General features: G+C 71.3%; 22 protein-coding genes and 1 pseudogene. 18 read left to right on the top strand and 5 right to left on the bottom strand.

What is annotated here, in order from left to right:
- Positions 1-36: 36 nt before the first annotated feature.
- The 8 genes from OO54_RS30550 (at position 37) to OO54_RS30515 (ending at position 6,578) form a co-directional block, all read left to right on the top strand.
- Positions 37-762 (top strand): helix-turn-helix transcriptional regulator, encoded by a 726-nt coding sequence (locus tag OO54_RS30550; RefSeq protein ID WP_033208834.1) that lies wholly within the window; start codon positions 37-39, stop codon positions 760-762.
- Positions 759-2,174, top strand: a complete 1,416-nt coding sequence (sufB, locus tag OO54_RS30545) for a Fe-S cluster assembly protein SufB (RefSeq protein ID WP_033208832.1) — start codon at positions 759-761, stop codon at positions 2,172-2,174. Before OO54_RS30550 ends, sufB begins: the two co-directional genes overlap by 4 nt.
- A 61-nt stretch (positions 2,175-2,235) precedes the next feature.
- A complete protein-coding gene (sufD, locus tag OO54_RS30540) occupies positions 2,236-3,417 on the top strand; it encodes a Fe-S cluster assembly protein SufD (RefSeq protein WP_033208830.1) in 1,182 nt (393 codons plus the stop codon).
- Positions 3,417-3,734, top strand: coding sequence for a bifunctional 3-phenylpropionate/cinnamic acid dioxygenase ferredoxin subunit (locus OO54_RS30535; RefSeq protein ID WP_017238624.1), 318 nt, complete (start codon positions 3,417-3,419; stop codon positions 3,732-3,734). The genes sufD and OO54_RS30535 overlap by 1 nt, the downstream gene beginning before the upstream one ends.
- A gap of 7 nt (positions 3,735-3,741) precedes the next feature.
- The gene (gene sufC, locus OO54_RS30530) at positions 3,742-4,506 is read left to right on the top strand and encodes a Fe-S cluster assembly ATPase SufC (protein ID WP_033208829.1); all 765 of its coding nucleotides are present in this window, start codon (positions 3,742-3,744) and stop codon (positions 4,504-4,506) included.
- A complete protein-coding gene (locus tag OO54_RS30525) occupies positions 4,503-5,771 on the top strand; it encodes a cysteine desulfurase (protein WP_017238622.1) in 1,269 nt (422 codons plus the stop codon). Before sufC ends, OO54_RS30525 begins: the two co-directional genes overlap by 4 nt.
- A 10-nt stretch (positions 5,772-5,781) precedes the next feature.
- On the top strand, positions 5,782-6,243 hold the full coding sequence (gene sufU / locus OO54_RS30520; protein WP_017238621.1) for a Fe-S cluster assembly sulfur transfer protein SufU: 462 nt from the start codon (positions 5,782-5,784) through the stop codon (positions 6,241-6,243).
- Positions 6,240-6,578: a metal-sulfur cluster assembly factor gene (locus OO54_RS30515; protein WP_017238620.1), complete on the top strand. Its 339-nt coding sequence runs from the start codon at positions 6,240-6,242 to the stop codon at positions 6,576-6,578. Before sufU ends, OO54_RS30515 begins: the two co-directional genes overlap by 4 nt.
- Before the next feature lie 65 nt (positions 6,579-6,643).
- Here OO54_RS30515 and OO54_RS30510 read toward each other — a convergent pair whose 3' ends face one another.
- Positions 6,644-7,708, bottom strand: coding sequence for a DUF7847 domain-containing protein (locus tag OO54_RS30510; protein WP_051787298.1), 1,065 nt, complete (start codon positions 7,706-7,708; stop codon positions 6,644-6,646).
- Between the two features lie 63 nt (positions 7,709-7,771).
- Between OO54_RS30510 and OO54_RS30505 the strand changes: the two genes are divergently transcribed.
- The 4 genes from OO54_RS30505 to OO54_RS30490 all read left to right on the top strand — a co-directional run bounded on the left by OO54_RS30505 (position 7,772) and on the right by OO54_RS30490 (position 10,149).
- Positions 7,772-8,092: a DMT family transporter gene (locus OO54_RS30505; RefSeq protein WP_033208826.1), complete on the top strand. Its 321-nt coding sequence runs from the start codon at positions 7,772-7,774 to the stop codon at positions 8,090-8,092.
- Positions 8,092-8,643 (top strand): TetR/AcrR family transcriptional regulator, encoded by a 552-nt coding sequence (locus OO54_RS30500; protein WP_017238617.1) that lies wholly within the window; start codon positions 8,092-8,094, stop codon positions 8,641-8,643. The genes OO54_RS30505 and OO54_RS30500 overlap by 1 nt, the downstream gene beginning before the upstream one ends.
- 109 nt (positions 8,644-8,752) lie before the next feature.
- Complete coding sequence (gene dapD / locus OO54_RS30495) at positions 8,753-9,736, top strand: 2,3,4,5-tetrahydropyridine-2,6-dicarboxylate N-succinyltransferase (protein WP_033208825.1); 984 nt, start codon at positions 8,753-8,755, stop codon at positions 9,734-9,736.
- Positions 9,737-9,930: 194 nt separating this feature from the next.
- Positions 9,931-10,149: a hypothetical protein gene (locus OO54_RS30490; RefSeq protein ID WP_033208823.1), complete on the top strand. Its 219-nt coding sequence runs from the start codon at positions 9,931-9,933 to the stop codon at positions 10,147-10,149.
- Here the strand turns inward: OO54_RS30490 and dapA are convergent.
- Positions 10,128-11,012, bottom strand: coding sequence for a 4-hydroxy-tetrahydrodipicolinate synthase (dapA, locus tag OO54_RS30485; RefSeq protein WP_033208822.1), 885 nt, complete (start codon positions 11,010-11,012; stop codon positions 10,128-10,130). The two genes, OO54_RS30490 and dapA, sit on opposite strands and share 22 nt — an antisense overlap.
- 134 nt (positions 11,013-11,146) lie before the next feature.
- Between dapA and OO54_RS44100 the strand changes: the two are divergent.
- A pseudogene (locus tag OO54_RS44100) lies at positions 11,147-11,314 on the top strand (SDR family NAD(P)-dependent oxidoreductase); the annotation flags it as partial.
- A 72-nt stretch (positions 11,315-11,386) separates the two neighbouring features.
- Here the strand turns inward: OO54_RS44100 and OO54_RS30480 are convergent.
- A complete protein-coding gene (locus OO54_RS30480; RefSeq protein WP_033208821.1) occupies positions 11,387-11,830 on the bottom strand; it encodes a GNAT family N-acetyltransferase in 444 nt (147 codons plus the stop codon).
- 94 nt (positions 11,831-11,924) lie between these two features.
- Between OO54_RS30480 and OO54_RS30475 the strand changes: the two genes are divergently transcribed.
- Complete coding sequence (locus OO54_RS30475; RefSeq protein ID WP_033208820.1) at positions 11,925-12,638, top strand: antibiotic biosynthesis monooxygenase family protein; 714 nt, start codon at positions 11,925-11,927, stop codon at positions 12,636-12,638.
- Positions 12,639-12,650: 12 nt separating this feature from the next.
- On the opposite strand, the gene OO54_RS30470 is transcribed toward OO54_RS30475, so the two are convergent.
- Entirely contained in the window at positions 12,651-14,489 is a 1,839-nt protein-coding gene (locus OO54_RS30470; protein ID WP_033208819.1) for an endonuclease/exonuclease/phosphatase family protein, read from the bottom strand.
- A gap of 209 nt (positions 14,490-14,698) precedes the next feature.
- Between OO54_RS30470 and OO54_RS30465 the strand changes: the two genes are divergently transcribed.
- The 4 genes from OO54_RS30465 to OO54_RS30450 all read left to right on the top strand — a co-directional run bounded on the left by OO54_RS30465 (position 14,699) and on the right by OO54_RS30450 (position 19,704).
- A complete protein-coding gene (locus OO54_RS30465; RefSeq protein WP_033208816.1) occupies positions 14,699-16,153 on the top strand; it encodes a hypothetical protein in 1,455 nt (484 codons plus the stop codon).
- A 186-nt stretch (positions 16,154-16,339) separates the two neighbouring features.
- On the top strand, positions 16,340-17,776 hold the full coding sequence (locus tag OO54_RS30460; RefSeq protein WP_033208813.1) for an alkaline phosphatase PhoX: 1,437 nt from the start codon (positions 16,340-16,342) through the stop codon (positions 17,774-17,776).
- A gap of 54 nt (positions 17,777-17,830) precedes the next feature.
- Complete coding sequence (locus tag OO54_RS30455) at positions 17,831-18,532, top strand: GntR family transcriptional regulator (protein WP_033208810.1); 702 nt, start codon at positions 17,831-17,833, stop codon at positions 18,530-18,532.
- Between the two features lie 152 nt (positions 18,533-18,684).
- Positions 18,685-19,704 (top strand): 1-aminocyclopropane-1-carboxylate deaminase, encoded by a 1,020-nt coding sequence (locus OO54_RS30450; protein ID WP_033208807.1) that lies wholly within the window; start codon positions 18,685-18,687, stop codon positions 19,702-19,704.
- A 21-nt stretch (positions 19,705-19,725) separates the two neighbouring features.
- Here the strand turns inward: OO54_RS30450 and OO54_RS30445 are convergent.
- A partial coding sequence (locus OO54_RS30445; RefSeq protein WP_033208804.1) for a TerD family protein occupies positions 19,726-20,366 on the bottom strand: 641 nt, incomplete at its 5' end.

Genomic DNA, 20,366 nt, shown 5'->3' with positions numbered 1-20,366 from the left:
TTGTCACTCGCCGATTAATTACGCAACAATGGCGTTGTGAAAAACGTTGGCGCGGCTCCGGTGGAGGAACTCGCGACCCGTGAGCGTTCGACGCGCAACCGGGTCGCGCGGTCGATCCTGGACCACGGGCCGTCGACCGTCGCCGACCTGGCCGAACGGCTCCGCCTCACGCAGGCCGCCGTCCGCCGCCACCTCGACTCGCTGGTCGCGGAGAAGGTCGTCGAGGCGCGCGAGAAGCGCGTCTACGGCACCCGCGCCCGCGGCCGCCCGGCGAAGGTCTTCGCGCTGACCGACGGCGGCCGGGACGCCTTCGACCAGTCGTACGACTCCCTCGCCGTCGAGGCGCTCCGCTGGATCGAGCGGAACGCCGGCGGAGAGGCGGCCGTCGCCGCCTTCGCCCGCGACCGGATCGAGGCCCAGGCGGGCGCGTACCGCGAGGCCGTCGAGTCGGCCGAGCCGGCGCAGCGGACCGAGGCGCTGGCCAAGGTCCTGACGGCGGACGGGTACGCTGCCACTGCGCGGAACGCGCCGGTCGGCGAGCAGCTCTGCCAGCACCACTGCCCGGTCGCCCACGTCGCCGAGCAGTATCCACAGCTGTGCGAGGCGGAGACGGAGTTCTTCTCCCGCCTCCTGGGAACGCACGTCCAGCGTCTGGCCACCATCGCGCATGGTGACGGCGTCTGCACCACGTTCATCCCGCACGGCGCCCCACAGACCAGTTCATCAGCATCTGTCAGTACGGCCGGGAGGAACCCCGCATGACCACCGAGATCAGCCACCCCGAGCTCGAGGGCCTGGGTCGGTACGAGTACGGCTGGGCCGACTCCGACGCCGCCGGTGCCACCGCCAAGCGCGGTCTGAACGAGGACGTCGTCCGCGACATCTCCTCGAAGAAGAACGAGCCCGAGTGGATGCTGAAGCTGCGTCTCAAGGGTCTGCGGCTCTTCGACAAGAAGCCCATGCCGACCTGGGGCTCCGACCTCTCCGGCATCGACTTCGACAACATCAAGTACTTCGTGCGGTCCACCGAGAAGCAGGCCGAGTCCTGGGAGGACCTGCCGGAGGACATCAAGAACACGTACGACAAGCTCGGCATCCCCGAGGCGGAGAAGCAGCGCCTCGTCGCCGGTGTCGCCGCCCAGTACGAGTCCGAGGTCGTCTACCACCAGATCCGCGAGGACCTGGAGGAGCAGGGCGTCATCTTCGTCGACACCGACACCGCGCTGAAGGAGCACGAGGAGCTCTTCCGCGAGTACTTCGGCACCGTCATCCCGGTCGGCGACAACAAGTTCGCCTCGCTGAACACGGCCGTGTGGTCCGGCGGCTCCTTCATCTACGTGCCGAAGGGCGTGCACGTCGAGATCCCGCTCCAGGCCTACTTCCGCATCAACACGGAGAACATGGGCCAGTTCGAGCGGACGCTGATCATCGTCGACGAGGACGCCTACGTCCACTACGTCGAGGGCTGCACCGCCCCGATCTACTCCTCGGACTCGCTGCACTCCGCGGTCGTCGAGATCATCGTCAAGAAGGGCGGCCGCTGCCGCTACACGACCATCCAGAACTGGTCGAACAACGTCTACAACCTGGTGACCAAGCGCGCCGTCGCCTACGAGGGCGCCACCATGGAGTGGGTCGACGGCAACATCGGCTCCAAGGTCACCATGAAGTACCCGGCCGTCTACCTCATGGGCGAGCACGCCAAGGGCGAGACCCTGTCCATCGCCTTCGCGGGCGAGGGCCAGCACCAGGACGCCGGCGCCAAGATGGTCCACATGGCCCCGAACACCTCCTCCAACATCGTCTCCAAGTCGGTGGCGCGAGGCGGCGGCCGCACCTCCTACCGCGGTCTCATCGAGATCGGCGAGGGCGCCCCCGGCTCCAAGTCGAACGTGCTCTGCGACGCGCTGCTCGTCGACACGATCTCCCGCTCCGACACGTACCCCTACGTGGACGTGCGCGAGGACGACGTCTCCATGGGCCACGAGGCCACCGTCTCCAAGGTCTCCGAGGACCAGCTCTTCTACCTCATGAGCCGCGGCCTCACCGAGTTCGAGGCGATGGCGATGATCGTTCGAGGCTTCGTCGAGCCCATCGCCAAGGAGCTGCCGATGGAGTACGCCCTGGAGCTCAACCGGCTGATCGAGCTGCAGATGGAAGGCGCGGTCGGCTAAGAGCCACCGCACCCGCAGCGACCGACTCACACGTACGCAGGAAGAGAGCAACACGACAGCCATGGCTGAGGCTCAGAACATCCCGGCGGGTTCCACCACCGCGGGCTCGATCGCGGTGGCCGCAGAGTCCACCGTCGCCACGCGCATGAGCGCGCCCCCGTCCTTCGACGTCGCGGACTTCCCCGTCCCGCACGGCCGTGAAGAGGAGTGGCGGTTCACGCCGCTGGCGCGTCTGCGCGGCCTCCACGACGGCACGGCGATCGCCTCCGGCGAGGGCGTCAAGGTCGAGATCGAGGCCCCCGAGGGCGTCACCGTGGAGACCGTCGGCCGCGACGACCAGCGGCTCGGCAAGGCCGGCACGCCCGTCGACCGCGTCGCCGCCCAGGCGTACACGTCCTTCGAGAAGGCCTCGGTCGTCACCGTCGCCAAGGAGGCCGTCCTCACCGAGCCGATCCGCATCTCGGTGCACGGCGTCGGCGGGGTCGCCTTCGGCCACCAGGTGATCGAGCTCGGCGCCTTCGCCGAGGCCGTCGTGGTCATCGACCACACCGGTGACGCCGTGCTCGCCGCCAACGTGGACTACGTCCTCGGCGACGGCGCCAAGCTGACCGTCGTCTCCGTCCAGGACTGGGACGAGAACGCGGTCCACGTCGCCCAGCACAACGCGCTGGTCGGCCGCGACGCCTCCTTCAAGTCGGTCGTCGTCACCTTCGGCGGCGACGTCGTCCGCATCCACCCGCGCGTCTCCTACGCGGCTCCGGGCGGCGAGGCCGAGCTCTTCGGCCTCTACTTCACCGACGCGGGGCAGCACCAGGAGCACCGCCTCCTGGTCGACCACAACACCCCGCACTGCAAGTCCAACGTGGCCTACAAGGGCGCGCTGCAGGGCCAGGACGCGCACGCCGTGTGGATCGGCGACGTGCTCATCCAGGCCGCCGCCGAGGGCACCGACACGTACGAGCTCAACCGGAACCTGGTCCTCACGGACGGCGCCCGGGTCGACTCCGTGCCGAACCTGGAGATCGAGACCGGCGAGATCGCCGGCGCCGGTCACGCCTCGGCCACCGGCCGCTTCGACGACGAGCAGCTCTTCTACCTGATGGCCCGCGGCATCCCGGAGGCCGAGGCCCGCCGCCTCGTCGTCCGCGGCTTCTTCGCCGAGCTGGTCCAGCAGATCGGTCTGCCGGACGTCCAGGAGCGCCTGATCGCCAAGATCGAGGCCGAGCTGGAGGCCTCCGTCTGATGGCCTTCGTACGAGTCTGCGCGCTGAGCGAGCTCGAGGCCGACACCCCCAAGCGGGTCGAGGTCGACGGCACGCCGATCTCCCTCGTGCACACCGAGGGCGAAGTGTTCGCGATCAACGACATCTGCTCGCACGCGAACGTCTCCCTCTCGGAGGGCGAGGTCGAGGACTGCGCCATCGAGTGCTGGCTGCACGGCTCCAGCTTCGACCTGCGCACGGGCAAGCCCTCCGGCCTTCCCGCGACGCGCCCCGTCCCCGTATACCCCGTACAGATCGAAGGGGACGATGTGCTCGTCTCCGTCACCCAGGAGTCCTGAGTCACCCATGGCTACGCTTGAAATCCACGACCTGCACGTCTCCGTCGAGGCGGAGAACGGCCCCCGCGAGATCCTCAAGGGCGTCGACCTGACCATCAAGCAGGGCGAGACCCACGCCGTCATGGGCCCCAACGGCTCCGGCAAGTCGACCCTGGCGTACTCCCTCGCCGGCCACCCGAAGTACACGGTCACCGGCGGCACCGTCACCCTCGACGGTGAGGACGTCCTGGAGATGTCGGTCGACGAGCGCGCCCGCGCCGGCGTCTTCCTCGCCATGCAGTACCCGGTCGAGGTCCCCGGCGTCTCGGTCTCCAACTTCCTGCGCACCTCCGCCACCGCCGTCCGCGGCGAGGCCCCCAAGCTGCGCACCTGGGTGAAGGAGGTCAAGTCCGCCATGGAGCAGCTCCAGATGGACCCGGCCTTCGCCGAGCGCAACGTCAACGAGGGCTTCTCCGGCGGTGAGAAGAAGCGCCACGAGATCCTCCAGCTGGAGCTCCTCAAGCCGAGGATCGCGATCCTCGACGAGACCGACTCCGGCCTGGACGTCGACGCGCTCCGCATCGTCTCCGAGGGCGTCAACCGCGTCCGCGAGACCGGCGAGGTCGGCACCCTGCTGATCACCCACTACACGCGCATCCTGCGCTACATCAAGCCCGACTTCGTGCACGTCTTCGCGAACGGCCGCATCGCCGAGTCCGGCGGCGCCGAGCTCGCCGACCAGCTGGAGAACGAGGGCTACGACAAGTACGTGAAGGGTGGCGCGTCCGCGTGACTTCTGCCCATCTGGGGCTCTCCGGCCTCCTCGACACCGAGGCGATCCGCAAGGACTTCCCGCTCCTGGATCGCGTGGTCCACGACGGCAAGAAGATCGTGTACCTCGACTCCGCGGCGACCTCGCAGAAGCCGCGGCAGGTCCTCGACGCGCTCAACACGTACTACGAGCGTCACAACGCCAACGTCCACCGCGGCGTCTACACGGTCGCCGAGGAGGCGACGGCGCTGTACGAAGGCGCCCGTGACAAGGTCGCGGCGTTCATCAACGCGCCGAGCCGCGACGAGGTGATCTTCACCAAGAACGCCTCGGAGTCGCTCAACCTCGTGGCCAACATGCTGGGCTGGGCCGACGAGCCCTACCGCGTGGACCACGAGACCGAGATCGCCATCACGGAGATGGAGCACCACTCCAACATCGTGCCGTGGCAGCTGCTCTCGCAGCGCACGGGCGCGAAGCTGAAGTGGTTCGGCCTCACCGACGACGGCCGTCTCGACCTCTCGAACATCGAAGAGGTCATCACCGAGAAGACCAAGATCGTCTCGTTCACGCTGGTCTCGAACCTGCTGGGCACGATCAACCCGGTGGAGACCATCATCCGCCGCGCCCAGGAGGTCGGCGCGCTCGTCTGCATCGACGCCTCCCAGGCGGCCCCGCACATGGTCCTGGACGTGCAGGCGCTCCAGGCCGACTTCGTGGCCTTCACCGGCCACAAGATGTGCGGCCCGACCGGCATCGGCGTGCTGTGGGGACGGCAGGAGCTCCTGGAGGACCTCCCGCCCTTCCTCGGCGGCGGCGAGATGATCGAGACCGTCTCGATGCACTCCTCGACGTACGCGCCGGCACCGCACAAGTTCGAGGCGGGTACGCCCCCGATCGCCCAGGCCGTCGGCCTCGGCGCGGCCGTGGACTACCTGTCGGCGATCGGCATGGAGAACATCGCGCGCCACGAGCACGCGATCACCGAGTACGCCGTCCGGCGCCTCCAGGAGGTCCCGGACCTGCGGATCATCGGCCCCACCACGGCCGAGGACCGCGGCGCGGCGATCTCCTTCACGCTGGGCGACATCCACCCGCACGACGTGGGCCAGGTCCTCGACGAGCAGGGCATCGCGGTCCGGGTCGGTCACCACTGCGCGCGGCCGGTCTGCCTGCGGTACGGAATTCCTGCGACCACGCGGGCGTCGTTCTATCTGTACTCCACCCCGGCCGAGGTCGACGCCCTGGTCGAGGGTCTGGAGCACGTACGGAACTTCTTCGGCTAGGGGACGGCTCGTGAAGCTCGATTCGATGTACCAGGACGTCATCCTGGACCACTACAAGCACCCGCACGGGCGCGGTCTTCGGGACGGCGACGCCGAGGTGCACCACGTCAATCCGACGTGCGGCGACGAGATCACGCTCCGCGTGAAGTACGACGGCTCGCGCATCGAGGACGTGTCGTACGAGGGCCAGGGCTGCTCGATCAGCCAGGCCTCGGCGTCCGTCCTCAACGAGCTGCTCGTCGGCAAGGAGCTGGCCGAGGCGCAGAAGATCCAGGGCACGTTCCTGGAGCTGATGCAGTCCAAGGGCCAGATCGAGCCGGACGACGCGATGGAGGAGATCCTGGAGGACGCGGTCGCGTTCGCCGGAGTCTCCAAGTACCCGGCCCGTGTGAAGTGCGCGCTGCTCAGCTGGATGGCGTGGAAGGACGCGACGGCCCAGGCGCTGGGCGACGCGGAGAGGAAGTCGGCATGACCGAGAACGCCGAGGCCACGATGAAGCCGGCCTCCGAGGAAGAAGTCCGTGAGGCGCTGTACGACGTCGTCGACCCCGAGCTGGGCATCGACGTCGTCAACCTGGGCCTGATCTACGGCATCCACATCGACGACTCGAACGTCGCGACGCTGGACATGACCCTGACGTCGGCGGCCTGCCCGCTGACCGATGTGATCGAGGACCAGGCCAAGTCCGCGACGGACGGCATCGTCAACGAGCTGAAGATCAACTGGGTCTGGATGCCCCCGTGGGGTCCGGACAAGATCACGGACGACGGCCGCGAGCAGCTTCGCGCGCTCGGCTTCAACGTCTGACCCGTTCGCGGGTGAACGGCCGTGCCCTTCGGGGCACGGCCGTTTCGCGTGTCCGCGGGCCGTTCCTAGTAGAGCCCGGCCGCGCGGGCGAGTTCCGGTGCCAGGTTCTCCTTGCGGATCCGCTGGTCGACGTAGAGCAGGCCGGCGACGAGCAGAGGGAAGAGGGAGACGATTCCCTGGCTGACGAGCTGGCCGATGGCGAGGAAGAGGAAGAAGACGGCGAAGGACGCGATGGCCGCGCCGGCGTCGTCGGCGGAGAAGTCGATGGCCGCGAGCGGGGCTGTGACCAGCAGGGAGAGCATCTGCTGGATCAGCCAGCTCGCCACCGCGGCCATCGCGCCGATGGCGAGCAGGCAGCCGAAGATCCGCCACCAGGAGTCGCGGACCAGGTGCGAGGAGCGGCGCATCGAGGCGATCGCGCCCTGCCCCTCCATCACCGCCGCCGCCGGGGCCAGGCTGAACTTCACCCAGATCCACAGCGCGAACGGGAAGAGGAGCAGGGCCACGCCGATCGCGACCAGGGGGACGAGCAGGAGGCCGGCCATCGGGGTGCCCGTGGCGTCGTCCGCGGCCAGCAGCAGCGCCACGACCGTCCCGACGAAGGCCACGACGGCGAGGACCATCGGGACGAACAGGAGCAGGCTGGTCAGGAGCACCGTGCCGAGGACGGCGGGCATGCGGGCCCAGGAGAGGCGCCAGATCGCGCCGAAGGTGGTGGGCCGGCCGAGGACCGCCTGCTGGATCACGGCCGGGCAGGCCGCCGCCACCACGGCGTTGGCGCAGACCATGGCGAGCATCGCGGCGAGCCAGACGCAGCCGAAGGCGACGAGCAGCGGACGGACGTCGTCCCACTGCGGCTCCTGGCCGGCCGGCAGGTCGAAGACGGCGGGGAGGACGTCGCCGACGGCGGCGTACGCGATGCCGATCGCCGCGCCGACGACCACCAGCGCACCACCGTAGACGGCGCCGGTCACCCCGAGCAGTTGCTTCCAGTAGCGGCCGAAGGTCGTGAAGGCACCGCCCAGGATCGTGCCGAAGGAGAGCGGTGCCAGGGGTATCACGCCGGGCTTCGGCGGCGGGGGCGGCGGCGGGTAGCCGTAGCCGTAGGGCGGACCAGGGGGATACGTCATGCGGGACACCGTATCGGTGCCCGTTGCGTACGTCCGTACGCAACGTTGTGTACGCTCGTACGCGTGGGATACGGACTCCTTGCGGGCGCCATCGTGGCGGAGATACTGGCCACCACCTCGATGAAGTACAGCGAGGGCTTCACCAGGCTCTGGCCGTCGCTCGTCACCGGCGTCGGCTACCTCGTCGCCTTCGCGCTCCTCGCCCAGGCGCTCAAGACCCTCCAGGTCGGCACCGCCTACGCCATCTGGTCCGGCGTCGGCACCGCGGCCGTCGCCGTCATCGGCTTCCTCTTCCTCGGCGAGAGCCTCAACGCCGCCAAGATCGCCGGAATCGTCCTCATCATCGCCGGCGTCGCCGTCCTCAACCTCGGCGGGGCGCACTGATGGCACGGGCGCGGCGGTACGACCCCGAGCGCCGCGAGCGGATCGTCGACGCCGCCCTCACCGTGGCCGGCCGCTCCGGGATCGGCGGCCTGAGCCACCGCACGGTGGCCGCCGAGGCCGATGTGCCCCTCGGCTCCACCACCTACCACTTCGCCTCCCTCGACGAACTCCTCGTCGCGGCGCTGCGCAAGGCCAACGAGGGCTTCGGACGGCTGCTCCGCGAGCACCCCGCCCTCACCGACCCGGACGTGGACCTCGCCGCCGCGCTCGCCCGGCTCCTGGCGGAGTGGCTCGGCGGCGAACGCGCCCGCGTGGAGCTGGAGTACGAGCTCTACCTCGCCGCCCTGCGCCGCCCCGCCCTGCGCCCGGTCGCCGCCGAGTGGGGCGAGTCCGTCGTCGCCGCCCTGGCCCACCGCACCGACCCCGTCACCGCCCGCGCCCTGGTCGCCGTCATGGACGGCATCTGCCTCCAGGTGCTGCTCACCGACGGCGGCTACGACGAGGAGTACGCACGCCTCGTGCTGGCGCGGATCCTCCGCACGGAGGCCTGAAGGAAGTGCCGAAACGGTCCCCCGCCGGCTCGTCGGAACCGCCCATACGCTCGACCGACACCTGAGACCGGTTGGCCCGCGCGGGGGCCCGCCGGTTAGGTTTTCCGTCATGACCACTGCTCCTCGCACCACCGGCGCCGTCGCCGCCGGCCTCGCCACCGTCTCCGGCGACGGCACCGTTCTCGACACCTGGTTCCCCGCACCCGAGCTGACCGACGCTCCCGGCCCCGCCGGCACCGAGCGGCTCACCCCCGACGAGGCCGCGAACGCCCTCGGCGAGGGCGCCGCCAAGGCCCTCGGCGTGGACGCCCGCCGGGGCGTCGAGGTGGTCGCCGTCCGTACCGTGATCGCCTCGCTCGACGACAAGCCGCTCGACGCCCACGACGCCTACCTGCGTCTGCACCTGCTCAGCCACCGGCTGGTCAAGCCGCACGGCCAGAGCCTGGACGGCGTCTTCGGCCTGCTCGCCAACGTCGCCTGGACCTCGCTCGGCCCGGTCGCCGTCGACGACATCGAGAGGGTGCGCCTCAACGCCCGCGCCGAGGGCCTGCACCTCCAGGTGACCTCGATCGACAAGTTCCCCCGCATGACCGACTACGTCGTGCCCGCCGGCGTCCGCATCGCCGACGCCGACCGCGTCCGCCTCGGCGCCCACCTCGCCGCCGGCACCACCGTCATGCACGAGGGCTTCGTCAACTTCAACGCCGGCACCCTCGGCACCTCCATGGTCGAGGGCCGGATCTCCGCCGGTGTCGTCGTGGGCAACGGCTCCGACATCGGCGGCGGCGCCTCCACCATGGGCACCCTCTCGGGCGGCGGCAACGTCGTCATCTCGATCGGCGAGCGCTGCCTGATCGGCGCCGAGGCGGGCGTCGGCATCGCGCTCGGCGACGAGTGCGTCGTCGAGGCCGGCCTGTATGTCACCGCCGGCACCCGGGTCACCATGCCCGACGGTCAGATCGTGAAGGCCCGCGAGCTCTCCGGCGCCTCCAACATCCTCTTCCGCCGCAACTCGGTCACCGGTGCCGTCGAGGCCCGCCCGAACAACGCGGTCTGGGGCGGACTGAACGACATCCTGCACAGCCACAACTGAGCCACCGGCAGGACGCGCACGACTGACCGCCCCCCGCCCTCACACGGCCGGGAGGGCGGTCAGCCGCTTTCCGCGCAGGGCGGCGAGCCGCGTGCCCGCCGCCACGTGCCACCCCCACGGGAACCGTTGCGATGACTCTGCGTTAACAGAGTGGAACGCATGGTTCCATCGGGTGGACAAGGCGAGGAGTCGACATGAGGACGAAACCCACGGTCGTCGGGGTGCTCACGATGGCGGCGGTCCTGCTGCCGGCCGGTGCGGCCCTGGCGGACGAGACGCACACGCACAACGGGCCCACCGTGACGAACGGCCCCAGCCTCTCGCTCCACACCGGGCAGATCGACGACCCCCTGGAGGACGTCCTGGAGCACGCCGCCGTCCTCGGCAGGACCTACACCGCCGACTCCGCCTGAAGCAGCGACTCGTACGCCGCCCGCAGCCCGTCGACCGCCTCCCGGTCGGCGGGCTGCAGCGGGTCCCGGACCGGGCCGCCGAGCAGTGCCTTGGCGGTGACCGTGCCGGGCAGTCCCGAGGCCATCATCAGTTCGGTGAGCGGCAGGAGCCGGGCGTTGAGCCGGGCCGCCCCGGCGGTGTCCCCGGCGTCGAAGGCGTCGAGGACGGCGCGCAGCTGACGGGGCGCCACGTTCGCCACCGTGCTGACGTAGCCCGCGCCGCCGACCGCGTACAGCGGCAGGTTCAGCTCCTCGCTGCCGGAGTAGTACGCCAGCCCGCTCTCCGCGATCACCCGGGCCGACCCGAGCAGGTCGTACGCGCAGTCCTTCACCGCGACGATCCGCGGGTGCGCGGCGAGCCGCAGCATCGTCGCGGGCTCGACGCGGGTGCCGGTGCGGCCGGGGATGTCGTAGACCATCACGGGCAGGTCCGTCGCGTCCGCGACCTTCAGGAAGTGCGCCTCGACCGCCGCCTGGGGCGGGCGGCTGTAGTACGGGGTGACGACGAGCAGTCCGTCGGCCCCGGCCCGCCCGGCCTGCCGGGCCAGCTCGGCGGTGTGCCGGGTGTCGGCGGTGCCGACGCCCGCGACGAGCGACGGGCCGGGGCCGACCGCCTCCCGGACGGCCCGCACGAGCGCGGCCTTCTCGGCGTCCGTGGTGGTCGGCGACTCGCCGGTGGTCCCGCTGAGGACCAGGCCGTCGCAGCCCTCCGTGACGAGCCGCGCGGCCAGCTCGCCCGCTCCGTCGAGGTCGAGCGCGCCGGAGGGGGTGAACGGGGTGATCATCGCGCAGAGGGCGCGGCCGAAAGGGCGTGCAGTCGTCATCCGGAAAGTCTGAGCGCACCGGACCATGTAGGTCCACTTAGATCTTCTTGGTTCGAGGAATAAGAACTGCTGAAGGGTGGCAAGGGTCCGGCATGATCGGCGGGCGCGACAGGGGGACATGGAGAACGCACCACATGACGTCACAGCACACGACCGACCAGCGCGTCGCCCTGGTCACCGGCTCGTCCTCGGGGATCGGGGCCGCCGTCGCCCGCCGTCTCGCCGACGCCGGATACCGGGTCGTCGTCAACTCCGCGCGCTCGGTCGAGGCGGGGGAGCGGCTCGCCGCCGAGCTGCCCGGCGGATCAGGGCCGGGTCCCGTCCGGAAAGGGAGAGCCGGGCGGGACTTCCGGACGGGGCCTGGGGCCCGCCCGTCAGAGCTTCAGCTTGAAGCCGTCGTGGCTGCGCGCGAAGCCCAGTGAGGCGTAGAAGCGGTGGGCGTCCGTCCGCTGCTTGTCGCTGGTCAGCTGGACGAGCGCGCAGCCGCGCTCCTTCGCGCGCGCCGAGGCCCGCTCCATCAGCTCCCGGCCGAGACCGCCGCCGCGCCGGTCGGCCCTGACCCGGACCGCCTCGATCAGGGCCCGCTCGGCGCCGCCCTTGCCGAGGCCGGGGATGTACGTGGCCTGGAGGCAGCCCACGACGAGGTCGCCGTCCACGAGGACCAGCACCTCGTTGCGCGGGTCGCCCTCGATGTCCGCGAAGGCCCGTTCATACGCGGGCGTGACGACGATCGAGCCGGGGTCCACCACCTTCTCCTCGTCGGCGAGCAGGGCGAGGACGGCGGGGAGTTCGGCGCGGGTGGCGGGGCGGAGGATCATGGTGCCGAGTCTCGCACGGTGGATTCCCTTGACCTCAAGCATGGTTGAGGGGGGAGGGTCGAGTCATCCGCACCGAGCAGGAGGAGACCACTCCATGAACGCCGTCGCACGCCCCGATGCCCGTCCCGACCTCCACCGCCCCGGAGTCGGCGCCGTCCTCGTCAGCACCTGGCGGGTCGGCACCCCCGAGCGCCAGCGCGCCGCCGTCGAGGCCGTCAGGGCCGCCTGGGAGAGCCGCGCGTGGCCGGACCTCGGCCTGCTGTCGTACAGCATCGCCATCGGGACCGACGGGGACACGCTGCTGCACTACTCGCAGTGGACCGAGCAGCAGGCTTACGACGACTTCGTCCGCACCCACCGCGACGACCGGAACGCCGAGATCGACGCCGCCGTACCCGGCATCGAGCGGGTCGAGCTCCGCCGCTACGCGCCGATACACCGCTCCGCCGTCCGCGGCGGGACGGGCACGGGGGAGCTGCCCGGGGTCGTCGTGATCGTCGAGGCCGACTTCGACGGGCCCACGACGGGACGCAGGGAGGACTGGGTGGACGGCGTGTTCACCGCACTGGACGAGGACGCGGCGGCGGGGCGGGTGTCCGGCGGGATCAGCGGACAGTTCCATCTGTCGGTCGACGGCGGCCGGGTCCTGAACTACGCCGAGTGGGAGAGCGAGCAGGCCCATGAGGAGTGGCTGGCGGACGACGCCCGGCAGAGCGGGGCCTGGAAGCGGGTGCACCACCACCCGGGGCTCACGGGAGGCCGGATGCGCCGGTACACGCCCGCGCTGAGTCTCAGCGCGGGCGTGTGACCGGTCGGTCCGTCAGGGACGGAAACGCAGGATCTGCGGGTCGTGGTCGCTGTCCTGGTCGGCGAACTCCGCGTTGATGTGCACGCTGTCGTACTCGAAGTGGTGCACGCCCGGGCTGGTCAGGATCTGGTCGAGGACCTGGCTGTTGCCCTGGTAGACGTACGAGTAGCGCTCGCTGCGGGGCAGCGACTTCACGGCCGGGTACAGCGCGCCGCCGTCGGTCAGCGCCTGCGCCGTGCCGGAGAACTCGAAGTCGTTGATGTCACCGACGACGAGGACGTCGGCCTGCTTCTCGACCGCGACGATGTCCTTCACGAAGGCGTTGACGGCCTGCGCCTGGAGGAGTCGCTTCGCCTCGGAGGAACGGTTCGGCGGCTGGTGGTGCGAGACGATGGACTCGTCGCCGCCCTTCGAGCCGAAGTGGTTGGCGATCACGAAGACCGTGCGGCCGCGGAAGACGAACTCGCCCGCGAGCGGCTTGCGGCTCGCCTCCCATGCGGCGTTCGCCGGGTCGATGCGGCCGGGGGAGAGGGTCAGGGCCGCGCGGCCCTTGGTGCCGGTCACGGCGGTGGCGGTGGTCGCGTCGCCGCCCGCGCGGTCCGTGAAGGAGACCCGCTCCGGGTTGAAGAGGAAGACCTGACGGATGTTGCCGCCGGGCTCACCGCCGTCCTTGCCGTTCTGCGGGTCGACCGAGCGCCACTCGTACGCCGGGCCGCCGGCGGCCACGATCGCGTCGGTGAACTTCTTCACCGTCAGGTCGGCGGCGACCGTGCCGTCGTTCTTGGCGCCGTTGTTGTCCTGGATCTCCTCCAGGGCGACGATGTCGGGCGAGGCGAGGTTGTGGACGACCGCCTTCGCGAGCGCGTCGAACTTCTCCTGCGGGTCGGTCGGGTCGAGGTTCTCGACGTTGTACGTCGCCACGGCCAGCTCGTTCTTGTGCTGCTTGTCCGTGGTCTCGCGCTCCAGGCCCTCGTCGACGACCGTGCCCAGGGTGCGGGCCGTCAGCGTGTAGCCGCCGAACTGGTTGAAGTCGAGCGGGCCCTCGGTCGTGCCGGTCAGCCGGTCGCCGACGTTCGCCTTGGGGAACGGCTGCTGGGCGAGCGGGGTCAGCGACTGGATCTGGAGCCGGCCGGTGTTCTGGGACTCGTACGAGCCGTAGACCGTGCCGCCGCGCTCGTTGTCGTTCTCGCAGGGCTTCACCGTCACCCAGAGCTCCGCGTACGCGTCGGTGGCGCCGACCACCCGCGAGGAGTCGATCCGGACGTTGGTGCCCTCGAGGGACTCGTAGTAGTCCAGGGCGTACGTCTCGGGGTCCAGGGTCAGGCCGTTGATCGAGCCGCCCGCGGCCGGGTCGCCCTCGGGGGTGTACTCGTCCGGCACCGACCAGGCCGAGATCGTGACGGGGGCCGGGACGGCGTTCCCCTTGGAGAGGACCGTGACGACCGGCTTGGAGATCTGGGTGAGCGACTGGTTCCCGGAGTTCAGGCCACCGGGGACGTACTCCGTGACGGTGCCGTTCAGGCTGACCGCGTCGCCGACGGCGACGGTCGGGACGGAGCTGGTGAAGACGAAGACGCCCTCGCTGGTGGCCGGGTCCGCGTCGGCCTCGGGGTCCTGGATCCAGAAGCCGCGCGAGCCGTAGGTGCGGACGCCGGTGACGATGCCCGTGACGCCCGTGACCTGCTTGCCGACGAGCGGGGAGACGCGGGTCGTGCCCTGGATGTCGTGGATGCGGACACCGGCAGCGGCGTCCTCGGCGGCGGCGCTCGACGAGCTCGCGAGCAGACCGGCGGCGAGGGCGGCGGCGACGACGGCGGAGACCGCGGCGGATCTCGGTATGGAGGAAGACATCAGAGCACTCCGAGGGTGTTTGGACGATCGGCAGATGGATCTACGCGCGTCAATGTCTTTCGAGAGCGGTGGACTTGTCAAGAGTCGACGGGTGTACGAAGGCTGACGGATCCGTGAACCGGCGGACGGACCCCCGGATGCGTCTACGCTGAGACCGCTCTTTGAGCCCTTTCGCCCACACCCACGCACGCGTCGAGGAGACCCCCCAGATGTCAGCGGACCACCCCACCCTTCCCCCCGTTCGGCTCCGTGCGGACGCGGAGCTGGCGCGGGACGCCCTGGCCGCCCCCCTCCTCGTCCAGGCGGTACGGCTCGCCCGCTGGGCCGGGCCCGACACCCGGGTCGACGCGGGCGGCGAGCTCGTCGACGAGCAACTCGCCGAGGCCGTCGAGGTCCTGGGTCTCGCCGACGAGGAGGACGCCGAGATCCTGGCCGCCGACGCCTGGCGGCTCGCGGTCGACACCGGCCTCGTGGACGTCGAGGACGGCGAGGAGACCGAGGAGGGCGTGACCCCCGGGCGGGCCGCGGCCGGCGAGAACCTGGCGCTCGTCACGGGCGGCTCGCCCCAGGACGTCCTCGCGCTCTGGCTGGACGGCTTCGACGCGGTCTTCGCCGACGCCGTCGCCCCCGTCCTCGACGACCTGGACGCGATCGTCGGCGACGACGGCGAGATCGACTTCGAGGCGCTGGACTGGGACCCCGAGGTGGAGGCCGACTTCCTCGAGGGCGTCCTCGGCAACCTCTACCTGCTGACCGCCAGCGAGGGCGGCGCGGGCGAAGGCCCGGTGCCGCTGCCCGCGCTCGCCGCGTCGATGGTCGTCCCCGCCGACATGGGCGAGCCGACCGACGACGTCCTGGAGCAGGTCTCCGACGCGATGATGCGGCTCGACGAGCAGTTCCGGCTCCTCGAACCGATCGGGCTCGTGGAGTACCAGCCCGTCGACGAGGCCCTGATGGCCGAGGAGGGCGAGGAGCCCGCGCCGCCGGTCGACGACGAGGACGTCTCCCGGTACGGCATGGTCCGCCTCACCCCCCTCGGGCTGTACGGCGTCCGGGCCCGCATGCTGGAGGCCGGTGTGGACGCGCCCGCCGTCGGCGACCTGGCCGAGAAGGGCGCCGACGCGCTCCTGGACGGGATCGCCGGCTACCCGGAGGCCGCGGCCCGCGAGGAGACCGCCGCCTGGCTCACCGGCCGCGACGCGGTCACCGCCGCCCGCGAGCTCCTCGCCGCCGCCCGCGGCGCGGACGCGGCCTCGCCGCTGCGCCGGCTGCACTGCCAGCAGACGCTGTCCCTGGTCGGCACCGAGGCGGAGCCCGCGGTACGGGAGGTGCTCGACGACCCCGAACTCGGCGGCCTGGCACGGGTCTGGCTCGCCGAGCGGGGCGCTTCCGACGTGCCCGCGCCCTCGGAGGCGATGATCTTCTGGCTGGCCATCGACACGATCGCCGCCCAGCTCGGCGCGGACGGCGACCTCGAGGAGCTCCAGGAGCTGATCGAGGGCCTGACCGGACGCCACAGCGGCTTCTTCGAGACCGCCTGGCGAGTGGAGCACCCGGCCACCGCGGAGGTCCTGGAGGCGATGGGCCGCCTCCACCGCGACAAGGCCGCCGCCAAGGACGCCCGCAAGGCCGCCTTCAAGACCCGGTCGCGATCGGGCTCCTGACCCGCCGTCGACGCCGGCCGGGGTGTCCCGGCGGAGGGGCCGGCGGTCGGCCCGGCCGGTGTCGGTGGGAGCGGTGGGAGTGGGGCGGTGGCGCCCACCGGTGTTCCCGTGGTGTTCAGGCGGTGTTCGCGGGCGCGCGGCAGGGTGGCCCGCGAGATCCGGCCACCACAGGGAGAAAGCCACACCATGCCCCTCAACCGCAGAGAGTTCACCAAGCAGTCCGCCGCCGCCGGCGCGGGCCTCGCCCTCACCGGTGCCGTCGGTGCTCTCGCCACCGCGCCCGAGGCGCTCGCGTCCGACGAGCCGGAGGCGTACGGGGCCGGGCACGGCCACGGCCACGGCCACGGGCACGCGCTCGGGTACGGGCCGCTCGAAGCCGACCCCGAGGGGATACTCGCGCTGCCCGCCGGGTTCTCGTACCGCGTCATCACGCACAGCGGTGTGACCCGTCTGGAGAGCGGCGAGTTCACGCCGTCCAACCACGACGGCACGGCCGCCTTCGCCGGCCCGCGCGGCACCACGTACCTGGTCAACAACCACGAGCTCAAGGGCCCCCGCGCCAAGTGGGCGCACCCCGTGCCGCTCACCGAGGGCCTCGTCTACGACCCGGCCGCGGCCGGCGGCTGCACGGTCGTCGAGGTGCACCGCGACGGCACCGTCGCCGAGTGGGTCGGCATCGCCGGCACCTCCACCAACTGCGCGGGCGGCCGCACCGCCTGGGGCACCTGGCTGACCGGCGAGGAGAACTCCGACCGCGCCGGCGTCAACGGCATGACCAAGGACCACGGCTACGTCTTCGAGGTCGACCCGCGCGACCGCCGCGCCAACCGCGACCCGAAGCCGGTCAAGGCCTTCGGCCGCTACGACCACGAGGCCGTCGTCGTCGACCCCAAGCGCGGCCACGCCTACCTCACCGAGGACGCCTCCAACCCCAACGGGCTGCTCTTCCGCTGGACGCCGCCGGCGGGCTTCGAGCACGGCCGGGGCAAGCTCCGTACCCTCGCCGACGACGCCGGTGTGCTCCAGGCCTTCAAGTGCACCGACTCCACGGGCCGGTTCGTGGACGACCTCTCCCGCGCCACCCGGATCGGCACGGTCTACGGCGTGGACTGGGTCGACGTCCCCGACCGCGACGGCCGCACCACCGCCGTCCGCAAGCAGTTCGCCGACGGCCAGGTCACCCGCGCCCGCAAGCTGGAGGGCATGTGGTGGGCCGACGGCGGCACCTACGTCGTCTCCTCCTACGCGCGCGAGGAGAGCCCGGGCGCCGCGCACGACGGCCAGGTCTGGTTCTACGACCCGAAGCGCCGCACCCTCACCCTCAAGGTGCTGCTCGGGGTCAACGCGACGCCCGCCGAGGACGGCGCCTACGACGGCCCCGACAACATCACCGTCTCGCCGTACGGCGGGCTCGTCATCGCCGAGGACGGCGAGGGGGTCCAGCACCTCTTCGGCGCCACCGACTCCGGCCGCACGTACCCGATCGCCCGGAACGACCTCAACGACAGCGAGTTCACCGGGGTGACCTTCTCGCCCGACGGCGACACGCTGTTCGCCAACATCCAGGATCCGGGCATCATGGTGGCGATCACCGGCCCGTGGCGCCGCCAGCCCCGTCGCTGAGGCCGAAACTGATCCCTGTTCAGGTCCATGGACTGACATCTAACATGTCAGTCCATGGACGCTCTGCAACCCGTGGGCCGGACCCTGCTGCGTGACCGGGCGTACGAGGCGCTGCGCGAGGCCATCGTGCGCGGCGACCTCGCGCCCGGCGCCCAGCTCAAGGACGCCGATCTCGCCGACCGGCTCGGGCTCTCGCGCGCACCCGTGCGCGAGGCCCTGGTCCGGCTCGGCGACGAGGGACTCGTCGAGTCCAAGCCGCAGAGCTACACCCGGGTCACCCGGCCGGTCAGCCGGGTCGTCCGGGACGCCGCCTCGGTGGTCCGGGTGATGCACGAGCTCGCCGCCAGGACCGGAGTGCCCCTCCTGGGCCCCGAGGGCATCCGGGCCATGCGCGAGGCCAACGAGCGCTTCGCCGCCGCCGTCCGCGCCTCCGACGTGGAGGCCGCCCTCGACGCCGACGACGAGCTCCACGAGGTCCTCGTCGTCGCCAGCGGCAACCACGCGGCCGCCGCCACGATCGCCCGGTACACCCCCCTCATCCGCCGCGTCGAGCGGCGGCTCTTCGGCGACGCCGGAAGCTGCGGATCGGCCGAACTGCACGCCCGGCTCATCGACGCGTGCGCGGCCGGGGACGCGGAGGAGGCGGTCCGGGTCACCACCGAGATCTGGGCGGCCCTCGAACAGCTCGCGGACGACGCCATCGAGGTCGCCGAGGTCACCGGCATCCCGGCCCCCACACGGCCCCCGGCGCCCTAGGGGGTGTCTTGCCGATCAGGCGGGCCGCCCGTGAAGGGCCCGCCACCGTGGCGCCGTGCCGATCGGGCCCCCGAGCAGCGCCCGGCGTCGTAGCGCCCGCCGTAGCGCGTCCAGGACCGTCGACCAGCCGCCGTCACCCACCGGGAGCCGCTTTGCCGATCACCGACTTCGACCGCTATCCGCTCCTCTTCGGGCCCTCCCCGGTCCACCCCCTCGAACGGCTCACGCACCATCTCGGCGGGGCCACGCTGTGGGCCAAGCGCGAGGACTGCAACTCGGGCGTGGCGTACGGCGGGAACAAGACCCGCAAGCTGGAGTACCTGGTCGCCGACGCCCTCGCGCAGGGTTGCGACACCCTCGTCTCGATCGGCGGCGTCCAGTCCAACCACACCCGTCAGGTCGCCGCCGTCGCCGCACGCGCGGGCCTGAAGTGCGTCCTCGTCCAGGAGAGCTGGGTCGACTGGCCCGACGCGGTCTACGACAAGGTCGGCAACATCCTCATCAGCCGCCTCACCGGCGCCGACGTGCGCCTGGTGAAGGCCGGCTTCGGCATCGGGTTCAAGGAGAGCTGGGAGCAGGCGCTGCGGGAGGTCGAGGAGGGCGGCGGCAAGCCGTACGCGATCCCGGCGGGCGCGTCCGACCACCCGCTCGGCGGTCTCGGCTTCGCGAACTGGGCGTACGAGGTGGCCGAACAGGAGAGCGCGCTCGGCGTCTTCTTCGACACGGTGGTGGTGTGCTCGGTCACCGGCTCCACCCAGGCCGGCATGGTCGCGGGCTTCGCCGCGCTCGCCGAGGAGGGCGGACCGGCCCGCCGGATCATCGGCGTCGACGCCTCGGCGAAGCCCGTCCCCACCCACGAGCAGATCACCCGGATCGCCCGGAACACGGCCGCCCTCATCGGTGTCGAACGCGAGGTGACGGCGGCCGACGTCGAACTGGACGAGCGCTACCACGGAGGCGTGTACGGCATCCCGGACGAGGCCACCCTCGACGCGATGCGGCTCGCCGCCCGCACCGAGGGCATGGTCACGGACCCCGTCTACGAGGGGAAGTCGATGGCGGGCCTGGTCGACCTGGTGGACCGGGGAGAGATCGGCCGGGACTCGACCGTGCTCTACGCCCACCTCGGCGGCCAGCCCGCCCTCAACGCCTACAGCGCGCTGTTCTCGTAGACGCGCGGCGGGGCCGGTCGCTCAGAGTGCCTGGGCGGCCGGCTTCACCATGCCCCGGACGGTCCGGGACTTCACGAACTCGCCCATCGCCGTCATCTCCCACTCGCCGGAGAACTGCTTGATCAGCTTGGCCATCATCACGCCGGTCTGCGGCTCGGCGGTGGTGAGGTCGAAGCGGACCAGCTCCTCGCCCGTCGCCGCGTCGATCAGCCGGCAGTAGGCCTTGGCGACCTCGGTGAACTTCTGGCCGGAGAACGAGTTGACCGTGAAGACCAGGCCGGTGGCGTCGGCCGGCAGCCGGCCGAGGTCGACGACGATCACCTCGTCGTCGCCGGCGCCCTCGCCGGTGAGGTTGTCGCCGGAGTGCTTGACCGAGCCGTTCAGGATGGACAGCTTGCCGAAGTAGCAGCTGTCCAGGTGGTTGCGCTGCGGGCCGTACGCGATGACGGAGGCGTCCAGGTCGATGTCCTTGCCCCGGTAGGCGGGCTCCCAGCCGAGACCCATCTTGACCTGGGAGAGCAGCGGACGGCCGCCCTTGACCAGGGACACCGTCTGGTTCTTCTGGAGGCTGACCCGGCCCTTGTCGAGGTTGATCTTGCCGGTGGAGACGGGGGCGGCGGCAGGGGGAGCGGGCGGGGCCGGCGGGGCGGCGAGCCGGGGGT

It is taken from the genome of Streptomyces wedmorensis (assembly GCF_000716445.1).
In the GTDB taxonomy this organism is placed as follows: domain Bacteria; phylum Actinomycetota; class Actinomycetes; order Streptomycetales; family Streptomycetaceae; genus Streptomyces; species Streptomyces wedmorensis.
The sequence above is the reverse complement of the archived record's forward strand: the minus strand, read 5'-3'. Positions and strand labels throughout refer to the sequence as shown.